Annotated in this window: 20 protein-coding genes and 1 pseudogene; 11 read left to right on the forward strand and 10 right to left on the reverse strand. The window is 62.9% G+C overall.

The window, feature by feature from the left end:
* Positions 1 to 81: 81 nt before the first annotated feature.
* The 4 genes and pseudogenes from AC1Q5B_RS12745 to AC1Q5B_RS12760 all read left to right on the forward strand — a co-directional run bounded on the left by AC1Q5B_RS12745 (position 82) and on the right by AC1Q5B_RS12760 (position 6,101).
* Positions 82 to 513 (forward strand): MerR family transcriptional regulator, encoded by a 432-nt coding sequence (locus tag AC1Q5B_RS12745; RefSeq protein WP_492632026.1) that lies wholly within the window; start codon positions 82 to 84, stop codon positions 511 to 513.
* Positions 510 to 2,171 carry an NAD+ synthase gene (locus AC1Q5B_RS12750; protein ID WP_492632027.1) on the forward strand — a complete coding sequence of 554 codons (1,662 nt, stop codon included), beginning with the start codon at positions 510 to 512 and terminating at the stop codon, positions 2,169 to 2,171. Before AC1Q5B_RS12745 ends, AC1Q5B_RS12750 begins: the two co-directional genes overlap by 4 nt.
* Positions 2,168 to 3,118: pseudogene (locus tag AC1Q5B_RS12755) on the forward strand (site-specific integrase); the annotation flags it as partial. The gene AC1Q5B_RS12750 and the pseudogene AC1Q5B_RS12755, both read left to right, overlap by 4 nt.
* 22 nt (positions 3,119 to 3,140) lie before the next feature.
* Complete coding sequence (locus AC1Q5B_RS12760) at positions 3,141 to 6,101, forward strand: Tn3 family transposase (RefSeq protein ID WP_492632028.1); 2,961 nt, start codon at positions 3,141 to 3,143, stop codon at positions 6,099 to 6,101.
* Between the two features lie 6 nt (positions 6,102 to 6,107).
* On the opposite strand, the gene AC1Q5B_RS12765 is transcribed toward AC1Q5B_RS12760, so the two are convergent.
* From AC1Q5B_RS12765 to AC1Q5B_RS12775, 3 genes are read right to left on the reverse strand one after another with little or no spacing between them, the layout of a single operon-like run.
* Positions 6,108 to 6,320 (reverse strand): GDCCVxC domain-containing (seleno)protein, encoded by a 213-nt coding sequence (locus AC1Q5B_RS12765; protein ID WP_246372750.1) that lies wholly within the window; start codon positions 6,318 to 6,320, stop codon positions 6,108 to 6,110.
* A gap of 1 nt (position 6,321) precedes the next feature.
* Positions 6,322 to 6,615 carry a heavy-metal-associated domain-containing protein gene (locus AC1Q5B_RS12770; protein ID WP_492632029.1) on the reverse strand — a complete coding sequence of 98 codons (294 nt, stop codon included), beginning with the start codon at positions 6,613 to 6,615 and terminating at the stop codon, positions 6,322 to 6,324.
* A 9-nt stretch (positions 6,616 to 6,624) separates the two neighbouring features.
* A complete protein-coding gene (locus tag AC1Q5B_RS12775; protein WP_246372752.1) occupies positions 6,625 to 6,954 on the reverse strand; it encodes a mercuric transporter MerT family protein in 330 nt (109 codons plus the stop codon).
* Between the two features lie 69 nt (positions 6,955 to 7,023).
* Here AC1Q5B_RS12775 and AC1Q5B_RS12780 point away from each other — a divergent pair, with 69 nt between their 5' ends.
* Positions 7,024 to 7,446, forward strand: a complete 423-nt coding sequence (locus tag AC1Q5B_RS12780; protein ID WP_182684929.1) for a MerR family transcriptional regulator — start codon at positions 7,024 to 7,026, stop codon at positions 7,444 to 7,446.
* A 167-nt stretch (positions 7,447 to 7,613) separates the two neighbouring features.
* Here AC1Q5B_RS12780 and AC1Q5B_RS12785 read toward each other — a convergent pair whose 3' ends face one another.
* A complete protein-coding gene (locus AC1Q5B_RS12785) occupies positions 7,614 to 7,886 on the reverse strand; it encodes a BPSL0761 family protein (protein ID WP_046933515.1) in 273 nt (90 codons plus the stop codon).
* A 328-nt stretch (positions 7,887 to 8,214) separates the two neighbouring features.
* Between AC1Q5B_RS12785 and AC1Q5B_RS12790 the strand changes: the two genes are divergently transcribed.
* Entirely contained in the window at positions 8,215 to 8,817 is a 603-nt protein-coding gene (locus AC1Q5B_RS12790; RefSeq protein ID WP_052759651.1) for a YkgJ family cysteine cluster protein, read from the forward strand.
* A gap of 68 nt (positions 8,818 to 8,885) precedes the next feature.
* Here AC1Q5B_RS12790 and AC1Q5B_RS12795 read toward each other — a convergent pair whose 3' ends face one another.
* The 4 genes from AC1Q5B_RS12795 to AC1Q5B_RS12810 form a co-directional block, all read right to left on the reverse strand.
* Positions 8,886 to 9,278 (reverse strand): tautomerase family protein, encoded by a 393-nt coding sequence (locus AC1Q5B_RS12795; RefSeq protein ID WP_046933516.1) that lies wholly within the window; start codon positions 9,276 to 9,278, stop codon positions 8,886 to 8,888.
* Positions 9,279 to 9,304: 26 nt separating this feature from the next.
* Positions 9,305 to 10,306, reverse strand: coding sequence for a zinc-dependent alcohol dehydrogenase family protein (locus AC1Q5B_RS12800; protein ID WP_046933530.1), 1,002 nt, complete (start codon positions 10,304 to 10,306; stop codon positions 9,305 to 9,307).
* A 335-nt stretch (positions 10,307 to 10,641) separates the two neighbouring features.
* Positions 10,642 to 11,109: a Cu(I)-responsive transcriptional regulator gene (gene cueR, locus AC1Q5B_RS12805; RefSeq protein WP_201417330.1), complete on the reverse strand. Its 468-nt coding sequence runs from the start codon at positions 11,107 to 11,109 to the stop codon at positions 10,642 to 10,644.
* The gene (locus AC1Q5B_RS12810) at positions 11,109 to 13,541 is read right to left on the reverse strand and encodes a heavy metal translocating P-type ATPase (RefSeq protein ID WP_279911751.1); all 2,433 of its coding nucleotides are present in this window, start codon (positions 13,539 to 13,541) and stop codon (positions 11,109 to 11,111) included. Before AC1Q5B_RS12810 ends, cueR begins: the two co-directional genes overlap by 1 nt.
* Before the next feature lie 169 nt (positions 13,542 to 13,710).
* On the opposite strand from AC1Q5B_RS12810, the gene AC1Q5B_RS12815 reads away from it, so the two are divergent.
* The 5 genes from AC1Q5B_RS12815 (at position 13,711) to AC1Q5B_RS12835 (ending at position 20,531) form a co-directional block, all read left to right on the forward strand.
* Positions 13,711 to 13,971 (forward strand): heavy-metal-associated domain-containing protein, encoded by a 261-nt coding sequence (locus AC1Q5B_RS12815; RefSeq protein ID WP_162337844.1) that lies wholly within the window; start codon positions 13,711 to 13,713, stop codon positions 13,969 to 13,971.
* 137 nt (positions 13,972 to 14,108) lie between these two features.
* A complete protein-coding gene (locus AC1Q5B_RS12820) occupies positions 14,109 to 14,504 on the forward strand; it encodes a hypothetical protein (protein WP_046933519.1) in 396 nt (131 codons plus the stop codon).
* 74 nt (positions 14,505 to 14,578) lie between these two features.
* Positions 14,579 to 15,883: a TolC family protein gene (locus tag AC1Q5B_RS12825; protein ID WP_184578737.1), complete on the forward strand. Its 1,305-nt coding sequence runs from the start codon at positions 14,579 to 14,581 to the stop codon at positions 15,881 to 15,883.
* A complete protein-coding gene (locus tag AC1Q5B_RS12830; RefSeq protein ID WP_046932607.1) occupies positions 15,880 to 17,394 on the forward strand; it encodes an efflux RND transporter periplasmic adaptor subunit in 1,515 nt (504 codons plus the stop codon). The genes AC1Q5B_RS12825 and AC1Q5B_RS12830 overlap by 4 nt, the downstream gene beginning before the upstream one ends.
* Positions 17,391 to 20,531, forward strand: coding sequence for an efflux RND transporter permease subunit (locus AC1Q5B_RS12835; protein ID WP_046932604.1), 3,141 nt, complete (start codon positions 17,391 to 17,393; stop codon positions 20,529 to 20,531). Before AC1Q5B_RS12830 ends, AC1Q5B_RS12835 begins: the two co-directional genes overlap by 4 nt.
* Positions 20,532 to 20,635: 104 nt before the next feature.
* On the opposite strand, the gene AC1Q5B_RS12840 is transcribed toward AC1Q5B_RS12835, so the two are convergent.
* A complete protein-coding gene (locus AC1Q5B_RS12840) occupies positions 20,636 to 21,466 on the reverse strand; it encodes a DUF4198 domain-containing protein (RefSeq protein ID WP_046932602.1) in 831 nt (276 codons plus the stop codon).
* A 26-nt stretch (positions 21,467 to 21,492) separates the two neighbouring features.
* The gene (locus AC1Q5B_RS12845; RefSeq protein ID WP_080952948.1) at positions 21,493 to 24,528 is read right to left on the reverse strand and encodes a TonB-dependent receptor; all 3,036 of its coding nucleotides are present in this window, start codon (positions 24,526 to 24,528) and stop codon (positions 21,493 to 21,495) included.
* Between the last annotated feature and the right edge of the window lie 91 nt (positions 24,529 to 24,619).

Consider the following 24,619-nt stretch of genomic DNA (forward strand, 5'->3'; position numbering starts at 1 on the left):
GCCGATGACAGACATCGGCTTGGCGCCGGGAAGGTGGGTAGCGTAAAGTCCGTAGCTACTACAGAGTCAAGTGAGATGCGAATGAAAATCAGTGAGGCTGCCTCTGCCAGCGGTTGCCACCTGGAAACCATCCGCTATTACGAGCGCATCGGGCTGATGCCGAGCCCCGGGCGCACCGGCAGCGGCTATCGCGATTACAGCCAGATCGATGTCGAACGGCTGCGCTTCGTGACCCGTGGCCGCGACCTGGGCTTCTCCCTGGAAGAAATCCGCAGCCTGTTGCGACTGGCCGAGAATGCGGACCTGTCCTGCCAGGAGGTCGATCAGTTGGCCCGTGGACACCTGCAGGAGATCCAAGCCAAGCTCAAGGATCTGGCTCGCATGGCCTCGGAGCTGGAACGTGTGATCCACAGCTGCGGCGGTGGTGAGCGCGCCCAGTGCACGATTCTGGACACACTGCGGCAAACCGCGATTCGCACCGTCGCATCGCCTGTCCATAACGGCCTGTCGTGAGCACTTCGCTGCGGATCGCGCTGGTCCAAGCGGATTTTCCCGTGGGCGATATCGCGGGCAATGCGCACCGGATTACGACCATGATCGCGCAAGCACGCGATATCGATCAGGCCGACCTTGTCGTGTTTCCAGAATTGGCCTTGAGCGGCTATCCACCGGAAGACCTATTGCTGCGGCCCAGCTTTCTTTCCGATTGCCAATCGGCATTGCAAGCAATTGCAGCGAGCACAACGGGGATTGTCGCGGTCGTGGGCTGGCCAGAATCGGTCGGCACGGTGGTCTACAACGCGGCCAGCGTGCTACGCCACGGTGTTGTCGCCACAACGTATCGAAAACGAGATCTTCCCAACTACGCCGTCTTCGACGAACGCCGCTATTTCGATGTGGATCCCGATGGCACGGCCTGTGTCTTCGAGATCCAGGGCGTTCCCATCGGGCTGCTCATTTGCCAGGACCTGTGGGGTGTGGAGTTCATCGCGCAAACGACGGCCGCCGGTGCGCATCTGGTCGTGGTGCCCAACGCCTCACCTTTTGAGCGCGACAAACACGCCGAACGCGATGCTTTGCTTGCCGAACGCATCCGTGAGAGCGGCACGGCGTTCGCCTATGTGAATCTGGTCGGTGGTCAGGATGCCGTGGTCTTCGATGGCTCCTCCCTGCTCGCCGATGGCGATGGCACCATCCATCCCGCCGCCAAAGCCTTCGAGGAGCATCGCCTGGTCGCCGATTACGAGCCGGCGACGCGCAAGTTCACGCCGGTCGCATGGCCGTTCGAGGACGAAGGGAGCCGCGATGCGCTGGCCTGGCGCGCGGTAGTGCGCGGCACCGGCGACTACTGTCGCAAGAACGGCTTTGGCACGGTCTGGCTGGGTCTGTCCGGCGGCATCGATTCGGCCGTGGTGCTGGCGATCGCGGTCGATGCGCTGGGCGCCGACAACGTCACCGCGGTGCGGATGCCATCGCGCTACACCGCGGACATGAGCAACGATCTGGCCGCCGAGCAGTGCCGGGCGCTGGGCGTGCGGCTGCTGACGTTGCCGATCGAGAAACCGTTTCAGGGTTATCTCGACGCTCTCGCCGAAACCTTCTCCGGCAAGCCGGTCGACACCACCGAAGAGAACCTGCAGTCGCGCATCCGCGGTGCGCTGTTGATGGCGCTGAGCAACAAACTCGGCGGCCTGTTGCTGACCACCGGCAACAAGAGCGAGTACGCGGTCGGTTACACAACGATCTACGGCGACATGTGCGGCGGCTACGCCCCACTCAAGGATGTGTACAAGACCGAGGTGAGCACGCTGGCGCGCTGGCGCAACACGGTAGGTGGCGCGCCGGTCATCCCGCCGGAGGCGATCACGCGGCCGCCCACGGCGGAATTGCGCGAGCACCAGACCGACCAGGACACGCTGCCGCCGTACGATGTGCTCGACGCTATCCTGTTCCGCCATATTGACCAGGAGCAGTCGCGCGAGGAGATCCTGGCCGCCGGGTTCGCGCCAGCCGTCGTGGACCCCGTGCTGGACCTGGTGCGCCGCCACGAATGGAAGCGCCAGCAGGCGGCACCGGGGCCGAAGATCTCGCGCCGTGCGTTCGGACGCGAGCGGCGTTACCCGATCACCAATGCTTATGCGCAGGCCCTTCCCACGTGGGTGAACCCATGAACAGTGTCGACCGCTACGTAGAGGCGGCGACCCGTGCAAACACGCGGCGCACCTACGCCACCGCGCTACGGCACTTCGAGGTCGAATGGGGTGGCCATCTTCCGGCCACCCCCGACAGCGTGGCGCGCTACCTCGCCGAACAGGCTGGCCAGTTCGCCACCAACACGCTTCGGCAACGGCTCGCCGCGCTGGCGCACTGGCATCGCGAGCACGGGTTCGTTGATCCGACCCGGGCGCCGCTGGTGCGCAAGGTACTCAAGGGTATCCAGACCTTGCATCCGTCGGTCGAGAAACAAGCCGAACCGCTGCAGCTGACCCGGTTGGCGCAGGTGGACGGCTGGCTCGCCGCGGTGATCACCGCGGCGCAGGAACGCAGCGATCATGCGGACGAACTCCGTCATCGCCGCGATCGCGCCCTGATCTTGCTCGGTTTCTGGCGCGGCTTCCGCGGCGACGAACTGATCCGCGTGCAGGTCGAACACCTACGCCTGGTTCCCGGCGAAGGCATGACCTGCTTCCTGCCGCACAGCAAGGGCGACCGCCAGGCTGTGGGCACCACGTACAAAGTGCCGGCGTTATCGCGTCTGTGTCCGGTGACCGCAATCGCCGAATGGTCGGCCGCGGCCGACCTGACGCAGGGACCGTTGTTCCGCGGCGTCGATCGCTGGGGCCGCGTCAGCGCGACACCGTTGCACCCCAACAGCCTGATTCCGCTGCTGCGTCGCCTGTTCACCGCAGCCGGCCTTCCCGATGCCGCGGACTACAGCAGCCACTCCCTGCGTCGCGGTTTCGCCGGCTGGGCCAACGCGAACGGCTGGGATGTGAAGGCGCTGATGGAATACGTCGGCTGGCGCGACGTGCACTCGGCCATGCGCTACCTCGACGGCGGCGATCCGTTCGCACGGCAGCGCATCGAAGCCGGCCTGCCATCACCGGCACTCCCACCCCCATGAACGACTGAGGATCTGCATGGCGTCGATCGAACGGACCGCGTACCCGCAATTCAAACGCAACCCTGTCGTCCGGGAACTGGTCGCGGCCTACACGCTGACCGACGCCGAATTGGCCTTCATCACCGAAAATGCCCGCCAACCAGGCCATCGGTTGACCCTAGCGCTGCTGCTGAAATCCTTCCAGCGGCTAGGTTATTTTCCTGCCGTGGATGAGGTGCCCGCCGCCGTGGTGCGGCACATCCGCAATGCACTGCGGTACCGGGTCCAGATCAAGCCCGCCGACATCGCGCCGAACAAGCGCTACCGATATTTCCAGCGCATCCGGGCCTATCTGCAGGTTAGGGCCTACGCCGATGGCGGCCTCGATGTGGCGGCTCGTGCGATCCACGAAGCGGCGGCCGTCATGGACAACCCGGCCGATCTGATCAACGTGGCGATCGAACAACTTGTCCGCGACCGGATCGAGTTGCCCGCGTTTTCCGCCCTGGATCGCTTGGCGCGCCGAGTTCGCACCCTGGTCAACGGCCGTTACTTCGCCCTCATCGACGCGCGACTGACGGCGGACGAGAAACAACGACTGGACGATCTGCTGGTCGTCATCGACGCTCGCCTCAAGAGTCCGCTGCAGGCGATCAAGCGGCTGCCGAAACGGTCTTCTCTGCAGCACTTTCAGGAGCTGCTCGACCACATCACGGCGTTGGACGAGCTGGTCGGCAGCGAGCGGCACTTGGCGGACGTGCCGGAGCTCAAGCGCAAGCACTTCGCCGCCGAAGCCCGGGTACTGGACGCTGCCGAGCTGCGTGATTTCGGCCCGGCCAAACGACACGCGCTATTGCTGTGCCTGATTCATCGCGCCCGGGTGCAAACCCGCGATGACCTGGCGGAGATGTTCATCAAACGCATGGGCAACCTCCACAACCGCGGCAAAGAGGAGCTGGAGCGGCTGCGTGCGCGCTATCGCGAGAAGACCGAGGCCATCGTTGCCACGATGTCGGATGTGATCCAGGTGCTCGATCGTCACCCTGGCGACACCGACGCGGGACGGGAAATTCGCCATCTGGTCAGCACGCGCGGGGGCGTCCAGACCCTGCGGGCCGATTGCGATGCCATCGCCGCCCACAGCGGCGACAACCACCTGCCGCTGCTGTGGCCTTTCTATAAGAGCCACCGCGCCACCATCCTGCGCATGGTCCGCATGCTGGATCTGGAATCCACCACCGAAGACCGTTCGTTGATCGACGCGATCGAGCTGATCCTGTCGCAGGAGCGTGCCCGCGGCGACTGGCTCGACGAGCCGGTCGATCTGGCGTTCACAACCCAGCTCTGGCGAAAGACCATCACCCACCGCACCGAGCAGGGCGAGGAACGCATCCACCGCCGCCTGTTCGAGGTATGCGTGTTCTCCTCACTGGCCAACGAACTGAAATCCGGCGACGTGGCCGTGCGCGGTTCGGAAACCTACGCCGATTACCGCGAGCAGTTGCTGCCATGGGAGCAGTGCGAGCCGTTGCTGGACGACTACTGTCGCCAGGTGGGCTTGCCGGCCTCTGCGGTGGGATTCGTCAATGCCTTGCAGGCCAAGCTGATGCAAGTCGCGGACCTGACGGATCAGGGCTACCTGGAAAACGGTCAGGTGATCATCGGCGACGACGGGTTGCCGGTGCTCAAGCGCCACAAGGCCAAGGACATGAGCAGCGGCGCCCGCGCCCTGGAGACTGCGATCCTCGACCGCCTGCGTGAGCGCAGCGTCATCGAGATCCTGTGCGACGTGGCCCACTGGACCCGCTGGCCGCGGCATTTCGGACCGCTGTCCGGGTCCGACACCAAGATCGACCAGCCCACCGAACGCTACGTGCTGACGGCGTTCACCTATGGCTGCAACCTAGGCCCGGCCCAGGCCGCGCGGCACCTGCGTGGTGCCGCGTCGGCGCACATGCTGTCGTTCGTCAATCGCCGTCACGTGGATGCGAACAAGCTGGCAGCGGCCTGTCGCGACATCATCAACAGCTATGCCGGCCTGCAGCTCCCGAAATTCTGGGGCGATGGCAAGCGTGCCGCAGCCGACGGTACCAAGTACGACCTGTACGACCAGAACCTGCTGGCGTCGTACCACATCCGCTATGGCGGCTACGGCGGCATTGCCTATCACCACGTCTCGGACACCTACGTGGCGCTCTTCAGCCACTTCATCCCGTGCGGTGTCTGGGAAGCGGTGTACATCATCGATGGGCTGCTGAAGAACACCTCCGACATCCAACCCGACACCGTCCACGCCGATACCCAGGGTCAGTCGCTGCCGGTGTTCGGGCTGTCGCACTTGCTGGGCATCCAGCTGATGCCGCGCATCCGCAACTGGCGCGACTACCGGTTCTTCCGTCCGGATGAGGACAGCCGCTACGAGCACATCGATGCGCTATTCCGGGAAGACATGGACTGGGACCTGATCGAGACCCACTGGAAGGATCTGATGCAAGTGGTGCTATCGATCAAGTCCGGCAAGATCGCGGCCTCGACGCTGCTGCGCAAGCTGGGCAACTACAGCCGCAAGAACCGCCTGTATCAGGCCTTCCGGGCACTCGGTGCCGCGGTGCGCACGTTGTTCCTGCTGCAGTACATTTCCGACCGGGAGTTGCGCGAGCAGATCACGGCCTCCACCAACAAGGTCGAGGCCTATAACGGGTTCTCGAAGTATTTCTTCTTCGGCGGAGAGGGCGTGATCGCCGATAACGATCCGCTCGAACAGGAGAAGGCGGTCAAGTACAACGACCTGGTCGCCAACGCCGTCATCTTTCACAACGTGGTCGAACAGACCCGCATCATTAAGATGCTGATGCGAGCAGGTTGGAAGATCACCCCGGAGGACGTGGCGGCACTCAGTCCCTACGTGACCAGCCACGTGAAGCGCTTCGGCGACTACCTGATCGACGTGGACGCTCTTCCAGAACCGTACGAAATCGAGCTGGCCCTGGCGGCATAGCGTGGGTCAATCTGCACTGCCGCAGCAGGGACTGTGTTGCTGGATGGGCGGGCACGGCACCGTACCGTAGGAACAGAACACGCAGCAATCGCCTGTTTTCGGCCGCAGGAGCGTGTGGCAGGCGGAGCACTCGTAGAAGAACTGGCACGCCGTGGTGGGCATGGTTTCAGTGGCCTGATGTCCACATGCCGGGCACGTGAGCGTGCTTTGCAACTGCATCTCAGCCACCGTTCGCGCTCACTTTGGTAGTGGCTGGAAAACCGGCATCTGTGATGACCTTCGCGATGGCGGCCGCGTTGGTGCGCTCGGCATCGAACGCCACCGTCACGGTGGCAGCTTGGGTGTCAACACGCTTCGCCGTTACGCCCGGGACTGTGTCCAACGCCTTTTCGATCGTGATTCTGCACGCCGGGCAGGTCATGTTTTCCACCTGCAGGACAACCTTCTTTGGCGTAGCCGACCAAGCCAGGCCCATCCATGCCGTGAATACCAAACCGAGAAGGATCTTGCGCATGTGGGACTCCTACAGGAACCAGCCGATGTAGTAAGGGAAGAGCAGCAGCAGAGCGATCAGGCCGGTGGCGAACCACAGCCAGCGCCGTCGGCGTCGCAATCGCGCGGGATCGACGCAGATGCCGTCGATACGGCAGCGCGAGGCCGGGCTGTAGAGCATCCAGAATGCCCAGCCCAAGAACACCAACGTGGCCGCGCTGAACCACGGGCGCCACGCGTCCAGGGCAGTGAGATTGGCGATCCAGGCACCGCTGATGCCCATCAGGACCAGCACCAGGGGCACGACACAACACACGGACGCGCCAATGGCCGCGACGGCGGCGCCCAAGAGGGCAGGCAAGGAGGACTGTTCGGGACGTTGGGCCATACCCGCATGGTAATCTCCGTACCTAAGTACGGAGTCAAGCCGATGGCCACCAACGTAATGACGATCAGCCGGCTGGCCGCGGCCGCTGGCGTGCATGTCGAAACGGTCCGTTACTACCAGCGGCGAGGCCTGCTGCCGGAGCCTGAGCGCCCAATGGGCAGCGTCCGCCGGTACGGGCTCAACGAAGTCGGCCGACTTCAGTTCATTCGCCGAGCACAGGCGATGGGATTCAGTCTCGACGAGATAGCAGGGTTGTTGGAGATCAAAGGCCAACGTGCTTGCGAGCAGACGCGGCGGCTGACCGAACAGAAATTAGCCGAGGTACGGAAGCGTTTGGACGAGCTACGCCAATTGGAAGTCGACCTTGAGCATTTGGTAGAGGAATGTCGCCACGTGGTGACAGGCGCACCGTGCCCGACGCTCGATCTACTGGCGCAACCGGCCGAGCAAAAAAATGTCGGCTAAGTCGTTGAAAGGAATTGCGATATCAAGTCCTGTGGGGCACTTTTACACGTATCTCGGCTGAACCCCTTCCTCGGCTGCGCTGTCGCGGGCCCGTTCAAAGGAAGCCTCCAGCGCTGCCTCTGCGGACGTAGTCCCTCTTGCACGCGGCCTGCTCGGTTGCTTCATAGTCAGATGCGATGAGGGCCAAGCGGGTATCCGGAGAACCAATCCGCCTCGATCTCGCTGCTCAGGTAGGGTCGTACGAAGGCCGACTGGGTCAGCGCTCGCAGCCGCTCTTCGTGCTCAGCAATCGCCTCGATGTCGCTGACGGTTGGATAGTGCCGCAGCAGTCGATATGCCTCTTGCCGCACCTCTTTGGGCACGGCTTGGCTGGCCGCTAGCTGCCGGAGGAACGCGCCCGCCTGCAACACATTGCGGGTGCGCTCAGATGGCGTCGTCATGACATCAAGAATGGCTGGAACTAAGGAATGCTTAGCTTATCGCGTCTGTGGCCGGCTAGCGCACGGTGCAACTACAGACCTTGCGATTTCCAAATTAATCCGGTATAATCAATAACTTACTTCGCATAACGTCGCTTATGTAAAACCGCAGCGTGGCCGTTTTGGTGAGTCTGGTGTCTGAATGGCTCCGCCCTCGATCGGTGTCTTGCTCACGTTGCGGCTAGCCCGCGCCGGACGCTCCAACCCTGATAGCCTTCAGTTCCGCGAGCATGATGGGCGCAGGCTTGGTAGGTTTTGAGGATGAACCCGGCACGCTTGAGGAGCACCGATGACGCTGCAAACGGATGACTCAGAGCGCGATCCTGCTCAGGCCAAGAAGAATGCCCAGGCGAATTTCGATCGAATGCTTACTGGCATTCCGATGGAAACCCAAGACAGAGAAGCCAGCTTGGCCAGTCGGCTGGCCGCCTTGCCTGGAAGCCCGATAAAAAAGCTGCGCGCCTTGCACAAGGAAATGGAGATCCTGTCCGCGGCGATGGCTCCATATGTCGCATGCAGTGCGGGCTGCTCGGCATGTTGCCACTACCCGGTGCACCTTTATCCCGTTGAGGCCGAGCTTATTGAGAAGCGCTCCTCGCATTCTCGATTGCCGAAGTCGCTTCCTAGCGCCGACTTCCATGGTTCGCCCTGCCCCTTTCTCATCCAGGAGCAATGTTCGATCTACGAGGACCGTCCAATGGTTTGCCGCCAGCATGTTGCGTTGACCAACACGGCGTTCTGGTGCGATCCGGTCAGATCGGGCGAGATCACTTTGCCGATGGCCCAACTCTCCAAAGTTCAAGAAGCTTTTCATGAGCTCGTAGCAAAAGATGGCCGCACGACTCCCATGGACATCAGACAGATCTTTGCAGTACCCGGCGAAAGCTCCTAGGCACGGGAGTGCCTGAAAACTTGTCCGGACAGCGCCCTTTCGTGCGAGATATGCGTGCAACGGGAATGTCAGGACTGATGGAACCGCGCTTCTTGCGTACGCCCACCGTAGCCATAGGCCGAGGCGCGCGCATCGTGGACATGTACATAGCTTGTCGGGTGCACGGGGCCTAACAGGCGCTCAAAGCAGGCGAATACCTCGGCAAGATACTCTGCCTTCTCCGCTTTGGTGTTGGTCTCATCCGTCACGATGATCTCCAGCGAGAAGCTTGAGACGCCAATCTCGCTCAGCGTCTTTCCTCCGATCAGCCAATCTTCAGGCCGGACGTACGTGATGATCGTCGCGATCAGGCCCGCCTTCTTTCCTAGAATCCGGCTGGTCAGATCGCTCACCTGTGTAGATATCTTTGCGGTCAGCGCGGGAGACGAAGATGCTGAGACTTTGATGTTGATCAGAGGCATGAAGGTGCTCGTGTGAAGCCGAGAGGCTAGTTGATGGCGATGACCACTTTGCCGATGGGCCTTCCATGTTCCATGCGCGCAAACGCGGCAGCAGCTTCAGCAAAAGGAAAGATGGTGTCGATAACCGGCACGATGGCGTGTTCGTCGATGAAGCGGATGAGGGCTTTGGTCATTTTCTTGGAACCCACTACCACCCCGGTGAGCGACTTTCCGCCGATGAGTGAGAATGGATCGATGCTCAATGCAAATCCGCCAGCGACGCCACCGATGGTCACGACTTGGCCGCCGGGGCGCAGACTTCGCAGCGAGCGAGCAATCGTGCCGGCTCCACCGATGTCCATCACCAGATCTACGCCGCCGGTCGTGCGGAGCACCGTTTCATCCCAGTTGGGATCGGTGTTGTAGTTGATGGCAGCGTGTGCCCCCAATGCCACCATGTGCTCGATGCCCTCTTCCCTCCCAGAGAGCACCGTGACGCGCAAGCCGGCTGCCAACGCGAGCTGGACCGCCCATGTAGACACGCCGCCGGTGCCCTGAATCAGCACATGTGCACCGTCGGGCAGCGCGCCCAACTCAAACAACGCGTGCCAGGCAGTGACCCCTGCGCAGGCGATCGTAGAAGCTTGCTCCCATGACAGAGTGCGTGGCGCGTGCACCAATGCGCTTTGATCGACCACCAGATGTGTCGTCAGCACACCGTCGATGTTGCCACCCAGCGACAGGGACAGCGCCTGCTCGCTGGGAAATCCCTCAGTCCATCGCGGAAAGAAGATGGGGAGTACGGCATCACCGATGGAGAAGTCGGTGATCGCCGAACCGACAGCTACTACTTGTCCGGCGGCATCCGACAATGGGATGCGGGCTTCGCCGGCCCCCATCTGACCGTGAGCAACGAGTAAGTCGCGGTAGTTGAGCGAGGCGGCCTTGACGGCCAGTAGCACCTGGTTCTCACCCAAGGACGAGGGCGGAACCTCGATTCTATGAAGGCTTTGTGGACCCTGTCCACGGATGATGCGGTAGGCGTGCATGAGGCTCATTCGGCGAGTTTGGTGAGAGGTGGCGATCGAGATGGCGCAATGACACAACGCATTCTTTGATGACGCCATTAATGAACAATATGGGCCGGATAGCCGATCGAGCTGAGTGCTTGCTTTATCAGCTCAAGCGGACGGCGGGTTTCGAGACTGATGCGGCGTTGGTCCGGCATGAACTGCGCCCGCATCGAGGGGTCTACGCTCATCAGCGCACGTCGAATGGGTGCCACACATGCGCTGCAAGCCATGGCCGGGATATGTAGTCGATGCATGCGTTGCTGCTCCAACCAGCAGGGATAGCCAGCGTCAGGCTTCCCACTGTGGCAACGTCAATGCCCGTTCGTCGGACTCGCCAAATCGTCCAGAATCGGACATTCCGGGCGGTTGTCGCCATGGCATCGACTTGCTAGGTCGCGTAGCGTTCGCTGCATGGCCTGCATCTCGGTAATCTTGATCTGCAGATCGTCGATGTGGCCCTGGGCCAGTTTCTTGACCTGGGCGCTGGCTCGCCGGTCATCGCTCCACAAGCCTAGGAGCGATTGGATTTGTTTGATGGAAAATCCCAGGTTGCGGGCACGACGAATGAACCGAAGCCTGTGCACATCGGCATCGGTGTAGAGGCGATAGCCAGCAAAGGTGCGGCTGGCCGGAGGGATCAGATCGATCCCCTCATAGTGGCGAATCATCTTGGCGCTGACCTCGCTGAGCGCGGCGGCCTCGCCAATGTTATGCAATCCGGCTTCGCGCGCGTCGGCCAGTTCGGGTCGCAGTGCCCTGGAGCTGCGTCTGGTTGCCATCATGCCTCTCCCACATCGATCTTGGTTGGCTGCCAACGGCGCAACAGCAGCGTGTTGGCAATCACGCTCACGCTGGACAAGGCCATCGCTGCGCCGGCGATGACCGGATCAAGCAAGCCCAGGGCCGCCAGAGGAATCCCGACCACGTTGTAACCGAAGGCCCAGAACAGGTTCTGATGGATCTTGCGGGTCGTGCGGCGGGAAATGTCGATGGCATCGGCGATCAGACCCGGCTCAGCGCGCATTAGGGTAACCCCAGCGGCATGCATCGCCACATCGGTACCGGTTCCCATGGCCACCCCCAGGTTGGCAGCAGCCAACGCTGGCGCATCGTTGACACCATCGCCGACCATGGCCACCGGTGCCGACTGAGCCAATTCAGCGACCAACGCAGCTTTCTGCTCAGGCAATACATTGGCGCGCACCTCTTGGATGCCCAGCACCTTTGCCACCGAGGCGGCGGCGCCGGGATTGTCGCCAGAAATCATGACGGTGCGCAAACCCAGCGTGTGCAGCCGTTGAACAGCCGCCGCTGCACCCAGACGCGGCGGGTCCTCAAAGGCCAGTATGCCGAGCAACTGCGGATGATCGGTGCCCTGCTCTGCCAGCCATGACACCGTGTGGCCGGTCTGGCTGAGTAGTTCGGCCCGGGTCTGCAATGCTGTGAGCTCCACGCCATGCTCAAGCATCATGCGGGTACTGCCCAGCAACAGGTTCCTGCCATCCACTGTGCCGGTGATGCCGCGGCCAGGCACCGCCTGCACATCGCGTGCGAGCGGAATGGCGCGCTGGCCCATCACGCTCAATACGGCCCTGGCCAAGGGGTGCTCGCTGCCTTGCTGCAGGGCCGCCGCCAACGGCAACAGATCGGCTGCGTGGCCACGGGTGGCAATCTCCTCGGTCAGTACAGGACGTCCTTGGGTCAACGTGCCTGTCTTGTCGAAGGCCACCACCTTTACGGTACGTGCCACTTCCAGCGCCTCGGCATCCTTGACCAGAATGCCCGCTCGGGCGGCCACGCCGGTGCCGGCCATGATCGCGGTCGGGGTCGCCAATCCCAGCGCGCATGGGCATGCGATGACCAGCACCGCTACCGCGCTCAGGATCGCCTGGTTCCAATCACCCGTTCCCAACCCCCACCCGAGCAGCGTGAGCAAAGCCAGGCCGATCACCACCGGCACGAAGATCGCGCTCACCCGATCCACGGTTCGCTGGATAGGTGCCTTCTTGGCCTGTGCATCCTCCACGAGGCGAATGATCCGAGACAACGCGGTCTCGGCGCCGATTGCCAGTGTGCGTACCAGGATGCGGCCTTCGCCATTGATAGCCCCACCGGTGACGCGATCGCCCTCCCCGCGCGCCACGGGCATGGACTCCCCGGTGATCAGGGACTCATCGACGTGCGTGCGGCCCTCCGAGATCACGCCATCCACGGGGATGCGCTCGCCTGGCCGCACACTGACAATGTCCGAGACGGCAACCTCGTGAATGGCAACCTCGCGCTCTTGTCCGTCCTGATACACGCGTGCGGTGGCTGGCCGCAGTGCTTGCAAGGCCCGGATCGCTTGCGTGGTCTGTTGTTTGGCGCGGGCCTCTAACCACTTGCCCAGCAGGATCAAGGTAATGATGACCGCCGAGGTCTCGAAGTACAGCGCGGCATCGCCGTGGTGTCCGGCATCATTGAACAAGTGATAGACACTCAGCCCATAACCGGCACTGGTCCCCAAAGCGACCAGTAAATCCATATTGCCCGTGCCAGCGCGCAGGGCGTGCCATCCAGCGCGATAGAAACGCGCGCCAATCCAGAACTGCACCGGCGTTGCGAGCAAGAATTGCAGCCAGCCAGGTAGCATCCAATGCTGCCCTGCGACCCATCCCAGCATCGGGACGACTAACGGCAGGGAGAGGACCGCAGCGATCAACAGTTTGAGGGTGTCACCACTGAGCGTCTGGCGCGCCGATGCTGTATCGGTGTTGCCTTCCGGAGTCTGCGGTTCGATCGCGCGGTAACCCGCTGCGCTGACAGCGGCAACCAGGGATGCGACCTCCACCAGTGACGTGGCGCGTATGCGCGCGCGCTCGGTGGCCAGATTGACCGACACCTCCATCACGCCCGGCACAGCGCGCAGCGCACGCTCTACCCGTGCCACACATGAAGCGCAGGTCATCCCTTGGATGATCAGATCCCACTCCTTGCTGGCAACCTCATAGCCAGCCTGCTTCACCGCCGCGATCAAGGCAGGAAACGCGGCTGCCGGCGCGGTGACTTCGGCCACTTCTGTTGCCAGATTGATCGACGCATCGCTCACGCCGGCAACGGCCCGCAAGCTGCGTTCTACCCGGCCTACACATGAGGCGCATGTCATGCCGGCGACGCCAAAGCGATGCGTGTCCGTAGGCGCCGGCGGCGGCGAAGTGAGCGTTATGTCCATGGAGTAAGGACCAATAGGAACGAGCAGGTAGCCTGAGCCTTCCCATGATGGGAAGGTCAACAACGCGGGACGGGGCATCACTGAACTTGCCTGTCGTTTGACCTTCCCACCGTGGGAAGGCCCATCGTGACACCGTCGGCAAACCGCCGATGCTTTTGGAGGGTTGTCCATGAATCTCGTTGTTGAAGGTATGACCTGTGGTCATTGTGTCCGGACGGTCACCCAAGCCATTCAGGCCGTTGAGCCCCAGGCCCAGGTGGACGTCGATCTGGGCAGTGGCATGGTCAAGATCGAGGGCCTGCTTGCCGTAGAACAGGCGGTGGAGGCCATCCAGCGGCAAGGCTATGTGATCGCCGCCGTGCTCCCTTCTGAGGCCGATACGCCACCCACCCCGGCTGCATCCTCCTGCTGCGGCGGATGCCACCGCTGAGGCCACGCAAGGGCTTGATCCTGATCAATGCCCGTCGGCCCCAAGAGGGCTAGACTGGCCATCATGAGAGCTCACACGTCCCCTGCCCTGATCCGCCCAGCGTCCGCAGGCGCTGCTTCGGGCGTGCGGAAGCGGTCATGGTGAAGCTGCTGAGGCGATGGCGGCGCCCCCGTCCTCGTGCCCGACTGGCATGGCTGGGACTGTGGGCGCTGCTGTTGCAGCAGCTGGCACTGGTGGCCTACGCCTGTCCGTTGGAATCGGTGGAAGCCGGACGAGCGACCCTGATGGTCGGTTGCGAAGAGATGTCCGCGCCGGATCCCGATGCTCCGGCGTTGTGCGACCAGCATTGCCAGCGCGATCACATCGCCACGGCCGATGCGAAGGCCCCTCAAGTGCCTTACCAGCCGGCGCTGGTCGCCTTCGCGCTGGTGCAGGCTCTGTTGCCACCGGTACACGCGCAGTTCTATCGGGATGTTCCGGTGTGCGTGTCCGATCCGCCTCCCCTGCAGCGCTTCTGTAGCCTGCTGATTTAAGCCCCCTCCTGGATTGACCCGTGCTCGTGCTGCATGCGTTGCAGCGCGCTCGTTGTCGTTTGTCCGGAGGTCTTATGGAGATGTCTTTCTTCTTGCGTGCAAGGCGCAGGATGGCGTGTGGATTCGTGTTTGCCCTGGCCCTCAGTGGTCCTGTGGTGGCAGCACCGCCCGCAATCCCGATCAGCTACACAGAAGCCCTACAACGGGCGCTTGCTAACGCCCCTACCCTGCAGGTGCGCCGATCCCAGATCGATGCCAGTACCGAAGAAGCCGCGCGTGCTGGCGCGCTGCCCGACCCACGTTTGATCGTGGGGCTTGCGAACTGGCCCGTCAGCGGACCCGATGCCTTCAGCCTGCGGGCCGATGAGATGACTACCCAGCAAGTCGGTCTGATGCAGGAGTTTCCTGCGCGTGCGAAACGACGTGCCGAGCAAGCGCTGGCGCAAGCGACGCTGGCGCAAGCGCGCTCACTGTCGATGGCCGAACAGCAGATGGTGGTCCAAGCGACCGCGCAGGCCTGGATCGAGCTGTGGAGTACGCAGCAAGCCGTAGATGCGTTGGAAGGTTTGCGCGAGCCGGCGCGCATCGCCGAGCGTGCGGCGCGTGCTCGCTTGGCAGGCGGCACGGCCGGGGCTAGTGACGTGCTTGCCGCTCAGGCCGCCCTACTGCAGTTGGAAAATCGCCTGGACCAGGTACATGCGGAGCATGCTGCGGCGCAGGCCGGCCTGGTGCGGTGGTTGGGTGTGGCACCAGAGGCGATCTTGGCCAGTGGTACGGCGCCGGATTTTTCGCAGTTGCCATTGGAGCCCGCCCAACTGCTGGCCAAACTGGACCAGCACACGCCACTACTGGGCTGGGAAGCACGCCAGAGCTTAGCCCAGGCCCAGGTGGATGCGGCCGTGGCCGAAACCCGCCCGGATTGGAGTGTGGAACTCACCTACGGACGTCGCGAGCGCGCACCCGACGGCATGGCGCGCAGCAACATGCTCATGGTGGAAGTGGGCGTGGGTCTGCCGCTGTTCCAGAAGAACCGCCAAGCACGAGGCATCGCGGCGCGACGGGCCGAGCTGGAGGCGGTGTCGGCAGAGCGCGATGAGGCCCGGCGCATCCAAGCCGAGTCGGTACACCGCGCGATGGCGCGATGGCGCGGGTTAACCGGCCAGTTGGAGCGTCAGAACACGCAGAGCCTGCCTTTGGCGCGCGATCGTGCACGCACAGCGTTGGCTGCCTACGGCGCCGGTGCCGACCTGCAGCCGTGGCTGGAAGCGCGGCGCGATGAGATCGAACTGCAACTGGAGAACGCCCGCCTGCTGGGCGAACAGGGCCGTGCCTGGGCGGCACTGGCCTATCTGCTGCCCCATGAGGAGAACACGCCATGAGCCCGACCAAAACGCGTCTCACACAACTCGCCGTGGCCCTCGGGTTGCTCGCGCTCGGCTTTGCCGGCGGCTATGCCTGGATGACTCGAACCTCTGATACCACCCCGCCCACCGGCAAGAGCGGCGCAGATCAAGCACGCAAGGTGCTGTACTGGTACGACCCCATGGCGCCGGAGCAGCGATTCGACAAGCCGGGCAAATCTCCGTTCATGGATATGGAGTTGCTGCCCAAATACGCAGATGAGGCCATGGGGGGCGGAACGCAGATCGATCCGCGCCTGCAGCAGAACGTGGGCATACGCACTCAAGAAGTGGCGGTAGAGTCACTAGGAAGTGCCGTACGCGTGCCGGGCACGCTGACGTGGGATCTGACCCAGGAAACCGTGGTCAGTGCGCGCATGGAAGGCTTGATCACCCACGTGCAGGTAAAGGCGCCGTTTACCGAGGTTCGTCGTGGTCAAGCGCTGGCCACGGTGCAGGCCCCGGCATGGAACGCCGCCATCGCCGAAGCCCATGCGCTGAGCCAAGCTCAGTCCGCGAGCGCGCGTGAGCTACAGGGCGCCGCGCACCAACGGTTGCGTTCGTTGGGCGTTCCTTCTGGCGCCTCGGTCAGAAGTGGCGTCGTGCTTGGCGCAGACCACAATGGTGTCGTGACCGAGATCTTTGCACGCGAGGGGCAGACGGTGATGCCCGGTACGCCACTGTTCAAGATCAATGGGCTGGACACGCTGTGGCTGGAGGCCTCGGTGCCCCAGGCAGCGCTGGGCACCTTGCGACCGGGGTCCTCAGTGCAGGCCACGGTCAGTGCATGGCCGGCAGAGCGCTTTGCCGGACGGATACAGGCATTGCTTCCCCAGGTCGACATGGCTAGTCGCACGCAGCGGGCGCGAATTGTGCTGCGCAACCCGCAGCGTCGGCTGGTGCCGGGCATGTTCGCCGAGGTTCTGGTGCAGCCCGATGCCGAGCAGGCCCTGCCAGTCGTTCCCACGGAGGCGCTGATCGCCACTGGGCGGGACAGCCGGGTCATCGTGCAGGATCCGGACGGGAGCTTCCGGCCAGTGCGGGTGAGTGTCGGACGCAGCGTGCAAGGGCGCACGCAGATCGTGGCAGGCTTGGCCGGTGGTGAACGCGTGGTGGTTTCCGGTCAGTTCCTGCTCGACTCTGAAGCCAGTCTCTCCGGTGCGTTGGAACGCCTGGGCGCTGCACAACCGACAAGCCCTGCCAGCGCATCAGGTGTACACGAGCGCCATGACGCCGGGCACGACGCACGCACTGTCGTGCCGTCACCGTCCAGACAGCCTGCGCCTGTCGCGCCAGAGATCTCTACCTCCACGCCGCCGCGCTGCCCGGTGCAGTACTGGTATGACCCGATGGTGCCGGAGAAGCATTTCGACAAGCCGGGCAAGTCACCGTTCATGGATATGCTGTTGGTACCCAAGTTTGGCCCCGCCGCAGCCGCCGATTGCCGGGCAAGCGAGGTCATGCCCGAAGCGATGGAGGGCACGCCATGATCGCGCGCCTGATCCATGCTTGCATCGCCAATCGCGTGCTGGTGCTGGTTGCCGCCGCGCTGCTGGCGGTGGTCGGCATCTGGTCGGTAAAGAACACGCCGCTGGATGCGCTGCCGGACCTGTCCGATACCCAAGTCATCATCCGCACGCAATGGGCGGGGCAAACTCCGCGCATCATCGAAGATCAGGTCACCTACCCGTTGGCCACCACGATGTTGTCCGTGCCGGGCGTGAAGGCGGTACGCGGCTTCTCCTTCTTCGGTGATTCGTTCGTCTACATCCTGTTTGACGATGCCACTGATCTTTACTGGGCACGCTCTCGAGTGCTCGAGTACTTGAGCCAGGTGCGCGATCGACTTCCGCCGAACGTGAATCCGGCGCTGGGTCCTGATGCGACAGGACTCGGCTGGATCTACCAGTACGCCTTGGTGGATCGGACCGGTCAACGTGATGTGGGGCAGCTGCGTGCGTTGCAGGACTGGTTTCTTCGTTATGAGCTAAAAACCGTGCCGGACGTGGCTGAGGTAGCCAGTGTGGGCGGTGCGGTGCGCGCCTGGCAGATCCAGCCCGATCCGCAGGCGTTGGCGGCCCGTGGACTCACGGTGGCTGAGCTCATCGAGGCGGTGGATGCGGCCAACGGCGCTACCGGGGGCTCGGTGATCGAACAAGGCGAAGCCGAACTGATGGTGCGTAGCGAAGGCTACCTGCGCACACAGGAGGCGTTCGAACAGGTGCCGGTAACCGGCAACGACGGCATCCCCGTCTTGCTCGGCGAGGTGGCCACGATCAGTCGGGGGCCGGTCTTCCGTCGTGGTATCGCAGAGTTGGATGGTCAAGGTGAGGTGGCCGGCGGCGTGATCGTCCTGCGCACCGGCAAGGATGCCTTGGGGGCCATCCGGAACGTCAAAGCGCGACTACAGGCGTTGCAATCCAGCTTGCCCGAGGGCGTGGAAGTGGTCCCGGTGTACGACCGCTCCGAGCTGATCCAGGATGCAGTGCGCAACCTCACCCATAAGCTTGGCGAGGAGTTCCTGGTCGTAGCGCTGGTATGCCTGCTGTTCCTGTGGCACCTACGCTCGGCGTTGGTGGCCGTCATCACCCTGCCCTTGGGTATCCTGGCGGCCTTCATCGTGATGCACGCCCAGGGAATCTCCGCCAACTTGCTGTCGTTAGGCGGCATCGCCATCGCCATTGGTGCGATGGTCGATGCAGCGGTGGTGATGATCGAAAATGCACACAAGCACCTGGAGCACTGGCGCGAAGCGCACGGCCGGGAACCCCACGGTGAGGAGCGCTGGCAGTTGATGGCCCGCTCGGCGGCCGAGGTCGGACCGGCCCTGTTCGCCAGCTTGCTGGTCATCACTCTATCCTTCGTGCCGGTTTTTGCCCTGCAGGCGCAGGAAGGGCGATTGTTCTCGCCCCTGGCCTACACCAAGACCTACGCGATGGCCGCCGCAGCAGGGTTGTCGGTGACCTTGATCCCCGTGCTGATGGGCTACCTGATCCGCGGCCGCATCCGCCCGGAACAGCAGAACCCCATCAATCGCATCCTGATCGCCGGCTACCGGCCCATCCTGCTGTGGGTCCTCAAACATCCCGGTGTCACCTTGCTGCTCAGCGGCCTGCTGCTGGTGCTCACCTTGATCCCCTTCAGCCGGCTGGGCAGTGAGTTCATGCCGCCCTTGGAAGAAGGCAGCCTGTTGTACATGCCCACAGCGCTGCCAGGCCTGTCAGCTGACAAGGCGCGCCAGTTGCTTCAGCTCTCAGGACGGATGATCAAAACCGTACCGGAGGTCGAGCACGTGTTCGGCAAGGCGGGCCGTGCCGAAAGTGCGACCGATCCGGCACCTATCGAAATGTTTGAGACCACCGTGACCTTCAAGCCGCGGGATCAATGGCGCCCGGGCATGACCCCTCAGAAGCTACGCCAGGAATTGGATGCCGCGGTCAAGATTCCCGGTCTGACCAATCTATGGGTACCGCCCATTCGCAATCGCATCGATATGTTGGCCACCGGCATCAAAAGCCCGATTGGGATCAAGGTCTCCGGACCGGATGTGGAGCAGATCGAACGCCTGAGCCAGCAGATCGAGCAGGTGGCCAAGACTGTGCCCGGCGTGAGTTCGGCACTGGCCGAACGCGTCACCGGCGGGCGCTATGTCGATGTACAGGTGCGCCCGGAGATCGCTGCACGTTATGGATTCACGCAAGGCCAACTCCAGCAACTGATTGCCACGGTCGTTGGCGGTGATCCAATCGGGGAAACGATCGAGGGGCGCGAGCGCTATCCCATCGTCTTACGCTACCCCCGTGGCCAGCGTGACTCGTTGCAGGCCTTGCAGGATCTGCCGCTGATCGCGCCAGGCGGTGTGCAACTGACCTTGAGCCAGGTGGCGGAGCTGTCGGTCAGCCCAGGCCCGCCGATGCTCAAGAGCGATAACGGCCGGTTGGTGGGCTATATCTACGTGGATGTGGCCGATCGCGACCTGGGATCGGTGGTCCAGGACCTGCAAGCCGCGGTGCAGTCCCAGGTGAGCTTGCCTGCCGGCTATGGGGTGGCCTGGTCAGGGCAGTACGAGTACCTGCAACGGGCATTGGCACGCCTGCAGTGGGTGGTGCCCGCGGCGTTGGCGATCATCTTCCTGGTCATCTGGATGGTGTTCCGCAGGCTCAGCGATGTATCCATCATCCTGCTCAGCTTGCCCTTGGCATTGGTGGGCGGTTTCTGGTTGATCTGGGGGCTGGGCCATGCGATTTCGGTGGCCAGCATGATCGGATTCATCGCCCTGGGCGGCGTTGCCGCTGAGTTCGGCGTCATCATGCTGCTGTACCTGCGCCATGCCTGGGAGCAGCGCTTGGCCAGCGGTGCGCCGGAAGATGTGTCGACTCTGCAAGAAGCTATCTACGAAGGTGCCGTGCAGCGCGTACGCCCCAAGGCGATGACGGTGGCCGTCATCCTGGCCGGCTTGTTTCCGCTGTTCATCGGTGCCGGTGCCGGTTCGGAGGTCATGCAACGTATCGCCGCGCCGATGCTGGGTGGCATGCTCACCGCACCGGTGCTCTCCATGGTGGTGATTCCCGCAGCGTTCTATCTGGTGCGGCGACGTGGACTGCGCGCGGCGCGGGGCGACCAATGAGAGACAGACTGAGCACTTGAGGTGCGTCCCCACAAAAAGACGCCAGTCATGGAAGAAGTCATGACTGGCGTCAAAGGGGAGAGTACCGCCTACGTGCTTACTTATCAGTGCCCGGCGTGCGGGGAAATATCAAAGCTCAGCGACGCCCGATCCGACACAAAATCCAAGCTCTTTTGTGTAGAGGGCACCATGTGATTGGTGTGGATGTACCAGGTCTTGGCGGAGGTCACCTTGAAACTGGCTTGGCCTTGGGCATCGGTACGCAGCAGCGTGGCGCTACCGTGCCCGCCCTTGACCGGTGCGTCAGCGCGATGGCCGACGTACACGCGCAGGTTGGGCACTGGCGTGCCCTGCTGCAGTACCTGGAACGACAGCTGTTCGCCGACCTTCACGCTTCCAGGATTGCGGGCCAGGCGGATCTCCAACGGATAGCCCAGCGAGGCGGCGAAGTCGTCAGTCAGTTTCGTGCCTACTTGTCCAATGGCGCGGGCATGCTTGGTATAGCTGTAGGTGACCCCGTTGGGGAACTTGCTCGCATCATAGGTGGCCAAGGTATCGGGCAAGTCTTCCAACTCCAGGTACTTGCCGAACTCGCTGGCCGTACGGGTGCTGGTGGAAGCCATCGTCGAGACCCCTAGCAGATAGGTGCCCTCGCCCGCCGGATGCACGGTGAGCTGGCTTTGCTTGCCGACCTCTTTCCAACTGGCCAAGTCCGGGGCCGCCTTGGCGCCACCCTGGCTCAGCGAAACGTTCTGTAGACGCGCCCGGGTGACTGCGCCAGCACTTTCATCGAAGGTGCCGTTGTTGACCAGGGCGGTGTTCGCCTCGCCCGCTGCGGTGCCGGGCTTGGAGAAAGCGACAAACAGGTCGTGCGCGCCGGCGCTACCGGCCACCGCGAATAGCAGTAGTGCGGCAGATAGTTGCGTGTTTCTCATGATGTGTAGCTCCTTGGGATCGTGACTTACCAGTGGTAACCAAAGCGGACATTCCAGCGACGACCCAGCAAGTCGTACGTCATGGTGTCGGTGTTGGCGTTGGGGTTGTTCTGCACGAACGGCGCCTTTTTATCGAACACGTTCTCAACGCCGGCCGAGATGTCCCATTTCTTCTTGATGCCGTAGCTCAGTTGCAGGTTGTGGTACACCACGCTGGACACATGCGAGCCGATCGTGCCGGGCACGGCGATGATGTCGTCCGCACTGCCGATGTACTGCGCCGAATAGACGCCAGTCCAACGGTTCTTGCCCATGCGCAGTGAGCCCAAGCCACGCCACTGGGTGTAGCTACCCAAGCCGCTGGTGATCTTGCCGGCGTACTCAATGGTGGTGGCACCGGCGAAGGGAGTGACGTCGTAGCGCTCAAGATACGAGGCATCCAGACTCGCGCTTGCCTGCCAGCCGGCCACATCGAATTGATACAGCACACCGATATCCACGCCTTCGGATTCCTCGCTGGCCGCATTGACCTGCTGGGACGAGAGGTAGTTGACCTCACCGGTGACCGGATCACGAGTGAAGTTGGCCGGTGAGCAGAACGGATGGGCCAAGTTCGGCGTGGTGTAGCACGCACGCAGCTTGACCGAGCCTTCAATGCTACGGATCGCATTCTCGATGCGGATACGGTAGTAATCGGCCGTGAGCGTCAGCCCCGGCGCAAAGCCTGGGGTCCACACAAAGCCTGCCGTGAAGGTCCGCGCATCTTCAGGCTTGAGGTCGGGATTGCCGCCGGTCGTGGTGAGGATGGTGTTGCCCAACTGACGAAAGTTGGTGGGCACCCCGGCGGCCTGGCAGTTGGCCCGAATCACCGAGTCCGCGGGCAAGGTGCTCCAGTTGCTGCACGGATCCAGGGTGGTCAGGCTGCCTTGGCCGATGCCGCCAAACAACTCCGGGATGCTGGGGATACGAAAAGCCGTCGCGTAGTTGAGACGAATCTTCAGCGGTTCGGCCACCTGCCAATCCAGCCCCACCTTGTAGTTGGTGTCGCTGCCGAACAGGTCGTAGTCGGAATAGCGGCCGGCCAGGTTCAGGGTCGCGTAGTCCACCAACGGGACGTCCTGCAGCAGCGGGACGGCAAACTCGACAAAGGCTTCCTTGGCCGAGTACTCACCTTCGATCGGATCCTGACGCACGATGTTGGCGCTGCCGTTGACTACCAGCGGATCTGGGTACAGCCATCCCCGTTCCTTGCGAAACTCAACGCCCGAAGCGAAGGCGACGCTACCGGCGGGCAAATCGAACAGGGCGCCGGAAATGGTGCCGCTAAAGCCCTGCTGGCTGTTGCCACCGGAGCCGCGCTGGGTAAACAGGATGTAATCCAGCACTTCGGGCGTCAGGTTGCCGTAGCCCAAGTAGTTGCCGCACGGAATAGCCGCCCCTGGTGTGTTGCTGCACAGGCTGGTGTTGAGAGTGTTCTCTACCCGATCCAGGTTGGCGATATTGGTCGAGCTGTCCGTAGCAGAGTTGCGGCCCCAGTTCATCGCGACATTCCACGCCCAGTTATCGCCCCACTGCCCCTCCAAACCAAGCACGGTGCGAAACGTATCGACCTCCTGCTCGGTGATGCGCGCCCCGGCTTCTTCCAGACGCCGACGTTCCAGGGTCAGGTTCTGGCCGGTGGGATTGGTGGGATTAGTGGCGGCGATCCGGATGGTGCGATACACCCCCAGGGTATTGGGTGAGGCACGCTGATTGGACTGGCGATTGGTCGCCATCAGTTCCGTGAACAGACGGGTGTTCTCGGTCAGGTCGAACTGACCAAAGCCACTCAAGCCCACTCGCTTGATCGGGCTGACCGCATTGAGCAACAAGTTGTAGTTGTAATTGTGCTTGGCCGGATCATAGAGCTCGTAGGAGCGTGGATCCCCGTTGGGGTCCTGGTTGAAGTTGACCACGCGACCATCGGCCAGTCGGGCTCGCCCACCGATGGTGGACGAGTTGCCCACGCACTGCAGGGTGCCGGCCACCACACCCAACGGACACGGTGCCCGCGACGCCATGGTGATCGTGCCGCTTTCGGCATAGGTCAGGGCGCCAGACATTGAGCTGCGCTCGCCGGTGGTACCGAAGGCCAGGTTGAAGGAGCCGATCTCGCCATCGCCCTGGAAAGTCTGACCATAGCGGGTGGATAGCTCCACGCCATCCATTTCCTTGCGCGTGATGATGTTCACCACGCCGGCCACGGCATCGGCGCCGTAGATCGCCGATGCGCCGTCCTTCAGGATCTCGATGCGATCAACCAGGGCCAAGGGCACCACGTTCAGATCCACCGAATTGTTGGCGCCGGTACCACCGTTGACCACGCGTCGGCCGTTGAGCAGTACCAAGGTGCGGTTGACGCCCAAGCCACGCAGGTTGATCTGGGTGGTGCCGTTACCGTTACCCGTCCAGAAGTTGTTGGATTGCGAGCCGGCTGCACCGGCCGATGCAGGCAAGCGCTGCAGCAGCGTCTCGACCGAGACGGCACCGGAGCTTTGGATGGTCTCGGCATCAATGACCGTGGTGGGGCCCACACCGGACATCTGGGCGCGTTTGATGTGACTGCCGGTCACCTGGACCGCATCAAAGGTGGTGGGTGAAGCGGCCGACGGCGTTGAGGCGTCGGCGCCGCCGGAGAGGGAGGCGCTGTAGGCATCGGGACCGGCTTGCCCTACACCGGAGGTCGGTGCGTTGCGCGTAGGCGTCGGCGTGTTGGCACCTTCTCGCACGATCGCCAGCGCGCCGCTTTGATCGCGCTTGACCGTCAGTCCGGTTCCGGCGAGCAGGCGGTTCAGCGCTGCATCTTGGGACATGTCCCCACGCGCGCCTGCGGTGCGTCGATCACGAACGTCTTCGCTCAAGTAGACCAGGCGAACGCCCGATTGCCGGGCATAGGCTTCCAGCGCGACTTTCAGATCCCCTTCGGGAATATCAAAACTGCTCGTTTGTGCAGCGGCGGAGGCCGCGATGACCAGACCACACATGACAGCCAACGCTGTCCTCGCCACTTTCGTACGTGCCATGCATTTTCCCCAGGTCGGCGCGAATCGGCCTGATATCTGTGACGAGAGGACGGCACGCTTCCGGTATGAAATATTTCAGATTGATGTCTGC

It is taken from the genome of Pseudoxanthomonas sp. GW835-FHT14C01 (genome assembly GCF_058793715.1).

What these genes read in the sequence shown, in the direction of transcription:
- AC1Q5B_RS12815 (WP_162337844.1), top strand. Translation starts at nt 13,711, where the DNA reads ATGAATCTCGTTGTTGAAGGTATGACCTGTGGTCATTGTGTCCGGACG.
- AC1Q5B_RS12835 (WP_046932604.1), top strand. Translation starts at nt 17,391, where the DNA reads ATGATCGCGCGCCTGATCCATGCTTGCATCGCCAATCGCGTGCTGGTG.
- AC1Q5B_RS12795 (WP_046933516.1), bottom strand. Translation starts at nt 9,278, where the DNA reads ATGCCTCTGATCAACATCAAAGTCTCAGCATCTTCGTCTCCCGCGCTG.
- AC1Q5B_RS12770 (WP_492632029.1), bottom strand. Translation starts at nt 6,615, where the DNA reads ATGCGCAAGATCCTTCTCGGTTTGGTATTCACGGCATGGATGGGCCTG.
- AC1Q5B_RS12800 (WP_046933530.1), bottom strand. Translation starts at nt 10,306, where the DNA reads ATGCACGCCTACCGCATCATCCGTGGACAGGGTCCACAAAGCCTTCAT.
- cueR (WP_201417330.1), bottom strand. Translation starts at nt 11,109, where the DNA reads ATGGCAACCAGACGCAGCTCCAGGGCACTGCGACCCGAACTGGCCGAC.
- AC1Q5B_RS12790 (WP_052759651.1), top strand. Translation starts at nt 8,215, where the DNA reads ATGACGCTGCAAACGGATGACTCAGAGCGCGATCCTGCTCAGGCCAAG.
- AC1Q5B_RS12780 (WP_182684929.1), top strand. Translation starts at nt 7,024, where the DNA reads ATGGCCACCAACGTAATGACGATCAGCCGGCTGGCCGCGGCCGCTGGC.
- AC1Q5B_RS12820 (WP_046933519.1), top strand. Translation starts at nt 14,109, where the DNA reads ATGGTGAAGCTGCTGAGGCGATGGCGGCGCCCCCGTCCTCGTGCCCGA.
- AC1Q5B_RS12765 (WP_246372750.1), bottom strand. Translation starts at nt 6,320, where the DNA reads ATGCAGTTGCAAAGCACGCTCACGTGCCCGGCATGTGGACATCAGGCC.
- AC1Q5B_RS12810 (WP_279911751.1), bottom strand. Translation starts at nt 13,541, where the DNA reads ATGGACATAACGCTCACTTCGCCGCCGCCGGCGCCTACGGACACGCAT.
- AC1Q5B_RS12845 (WP_080952948.1), bottom strand. Translation starts at nt 24,528, where the DNA reads ATGGCACGTACGAAAGTGGCGAGGACAGCGTTGGCTGTCATGTGTGGT.
- AC1Q5B_RS12825 (WP_184578737.1), top strand. Translation starts at nt 14,579, where the DNA reads ATGGAGATGTCTTTCTTCTTGCGTGCAAGGCGCAGGATGGCGTGTGGA.
- AC1Q5B_RS12830 (WP_046932607.1), top strand. Translation starts at nt 15,880, where the DNA reads ATGAGCCCGACCAAAACGCGTCTCACACAACTCGCCGTGGCCCTCGGG.
- AC1Q5B_RS12760 (WP_492632028.1), top strand. Translation starts at nt 3,141, where the DNA reads ATGGCGTCGATCGAACGGACCGCGTACCCGCAATTCAAACGCAACCCT.
- AC1Q5B_RS12840 (WP_046932602.1), bottom strand. Translation starts at nt 21,466, where the DNA reads ATGAGAAACACGCAACTATCTGCCGCACTACTGCTATTCGCGGTGGCC.
- AC1Q5B_RS12785 (WP_046933515.1), bottom strand. Translation starts at nt 7,886, where the DNA reads ATGACGACGCCATCTGAGCGCACCCGCAATGTGTTGCAGGCGGGCGCG.
- AC1Q5B_RS12745 (WP_492632026.1), top strand. Translation starts at nt 82, where the DNA reads ATGAAAATCAGTGAGGCTGCCTCTGCCAGCGGTTGCCACCTGGAAACC.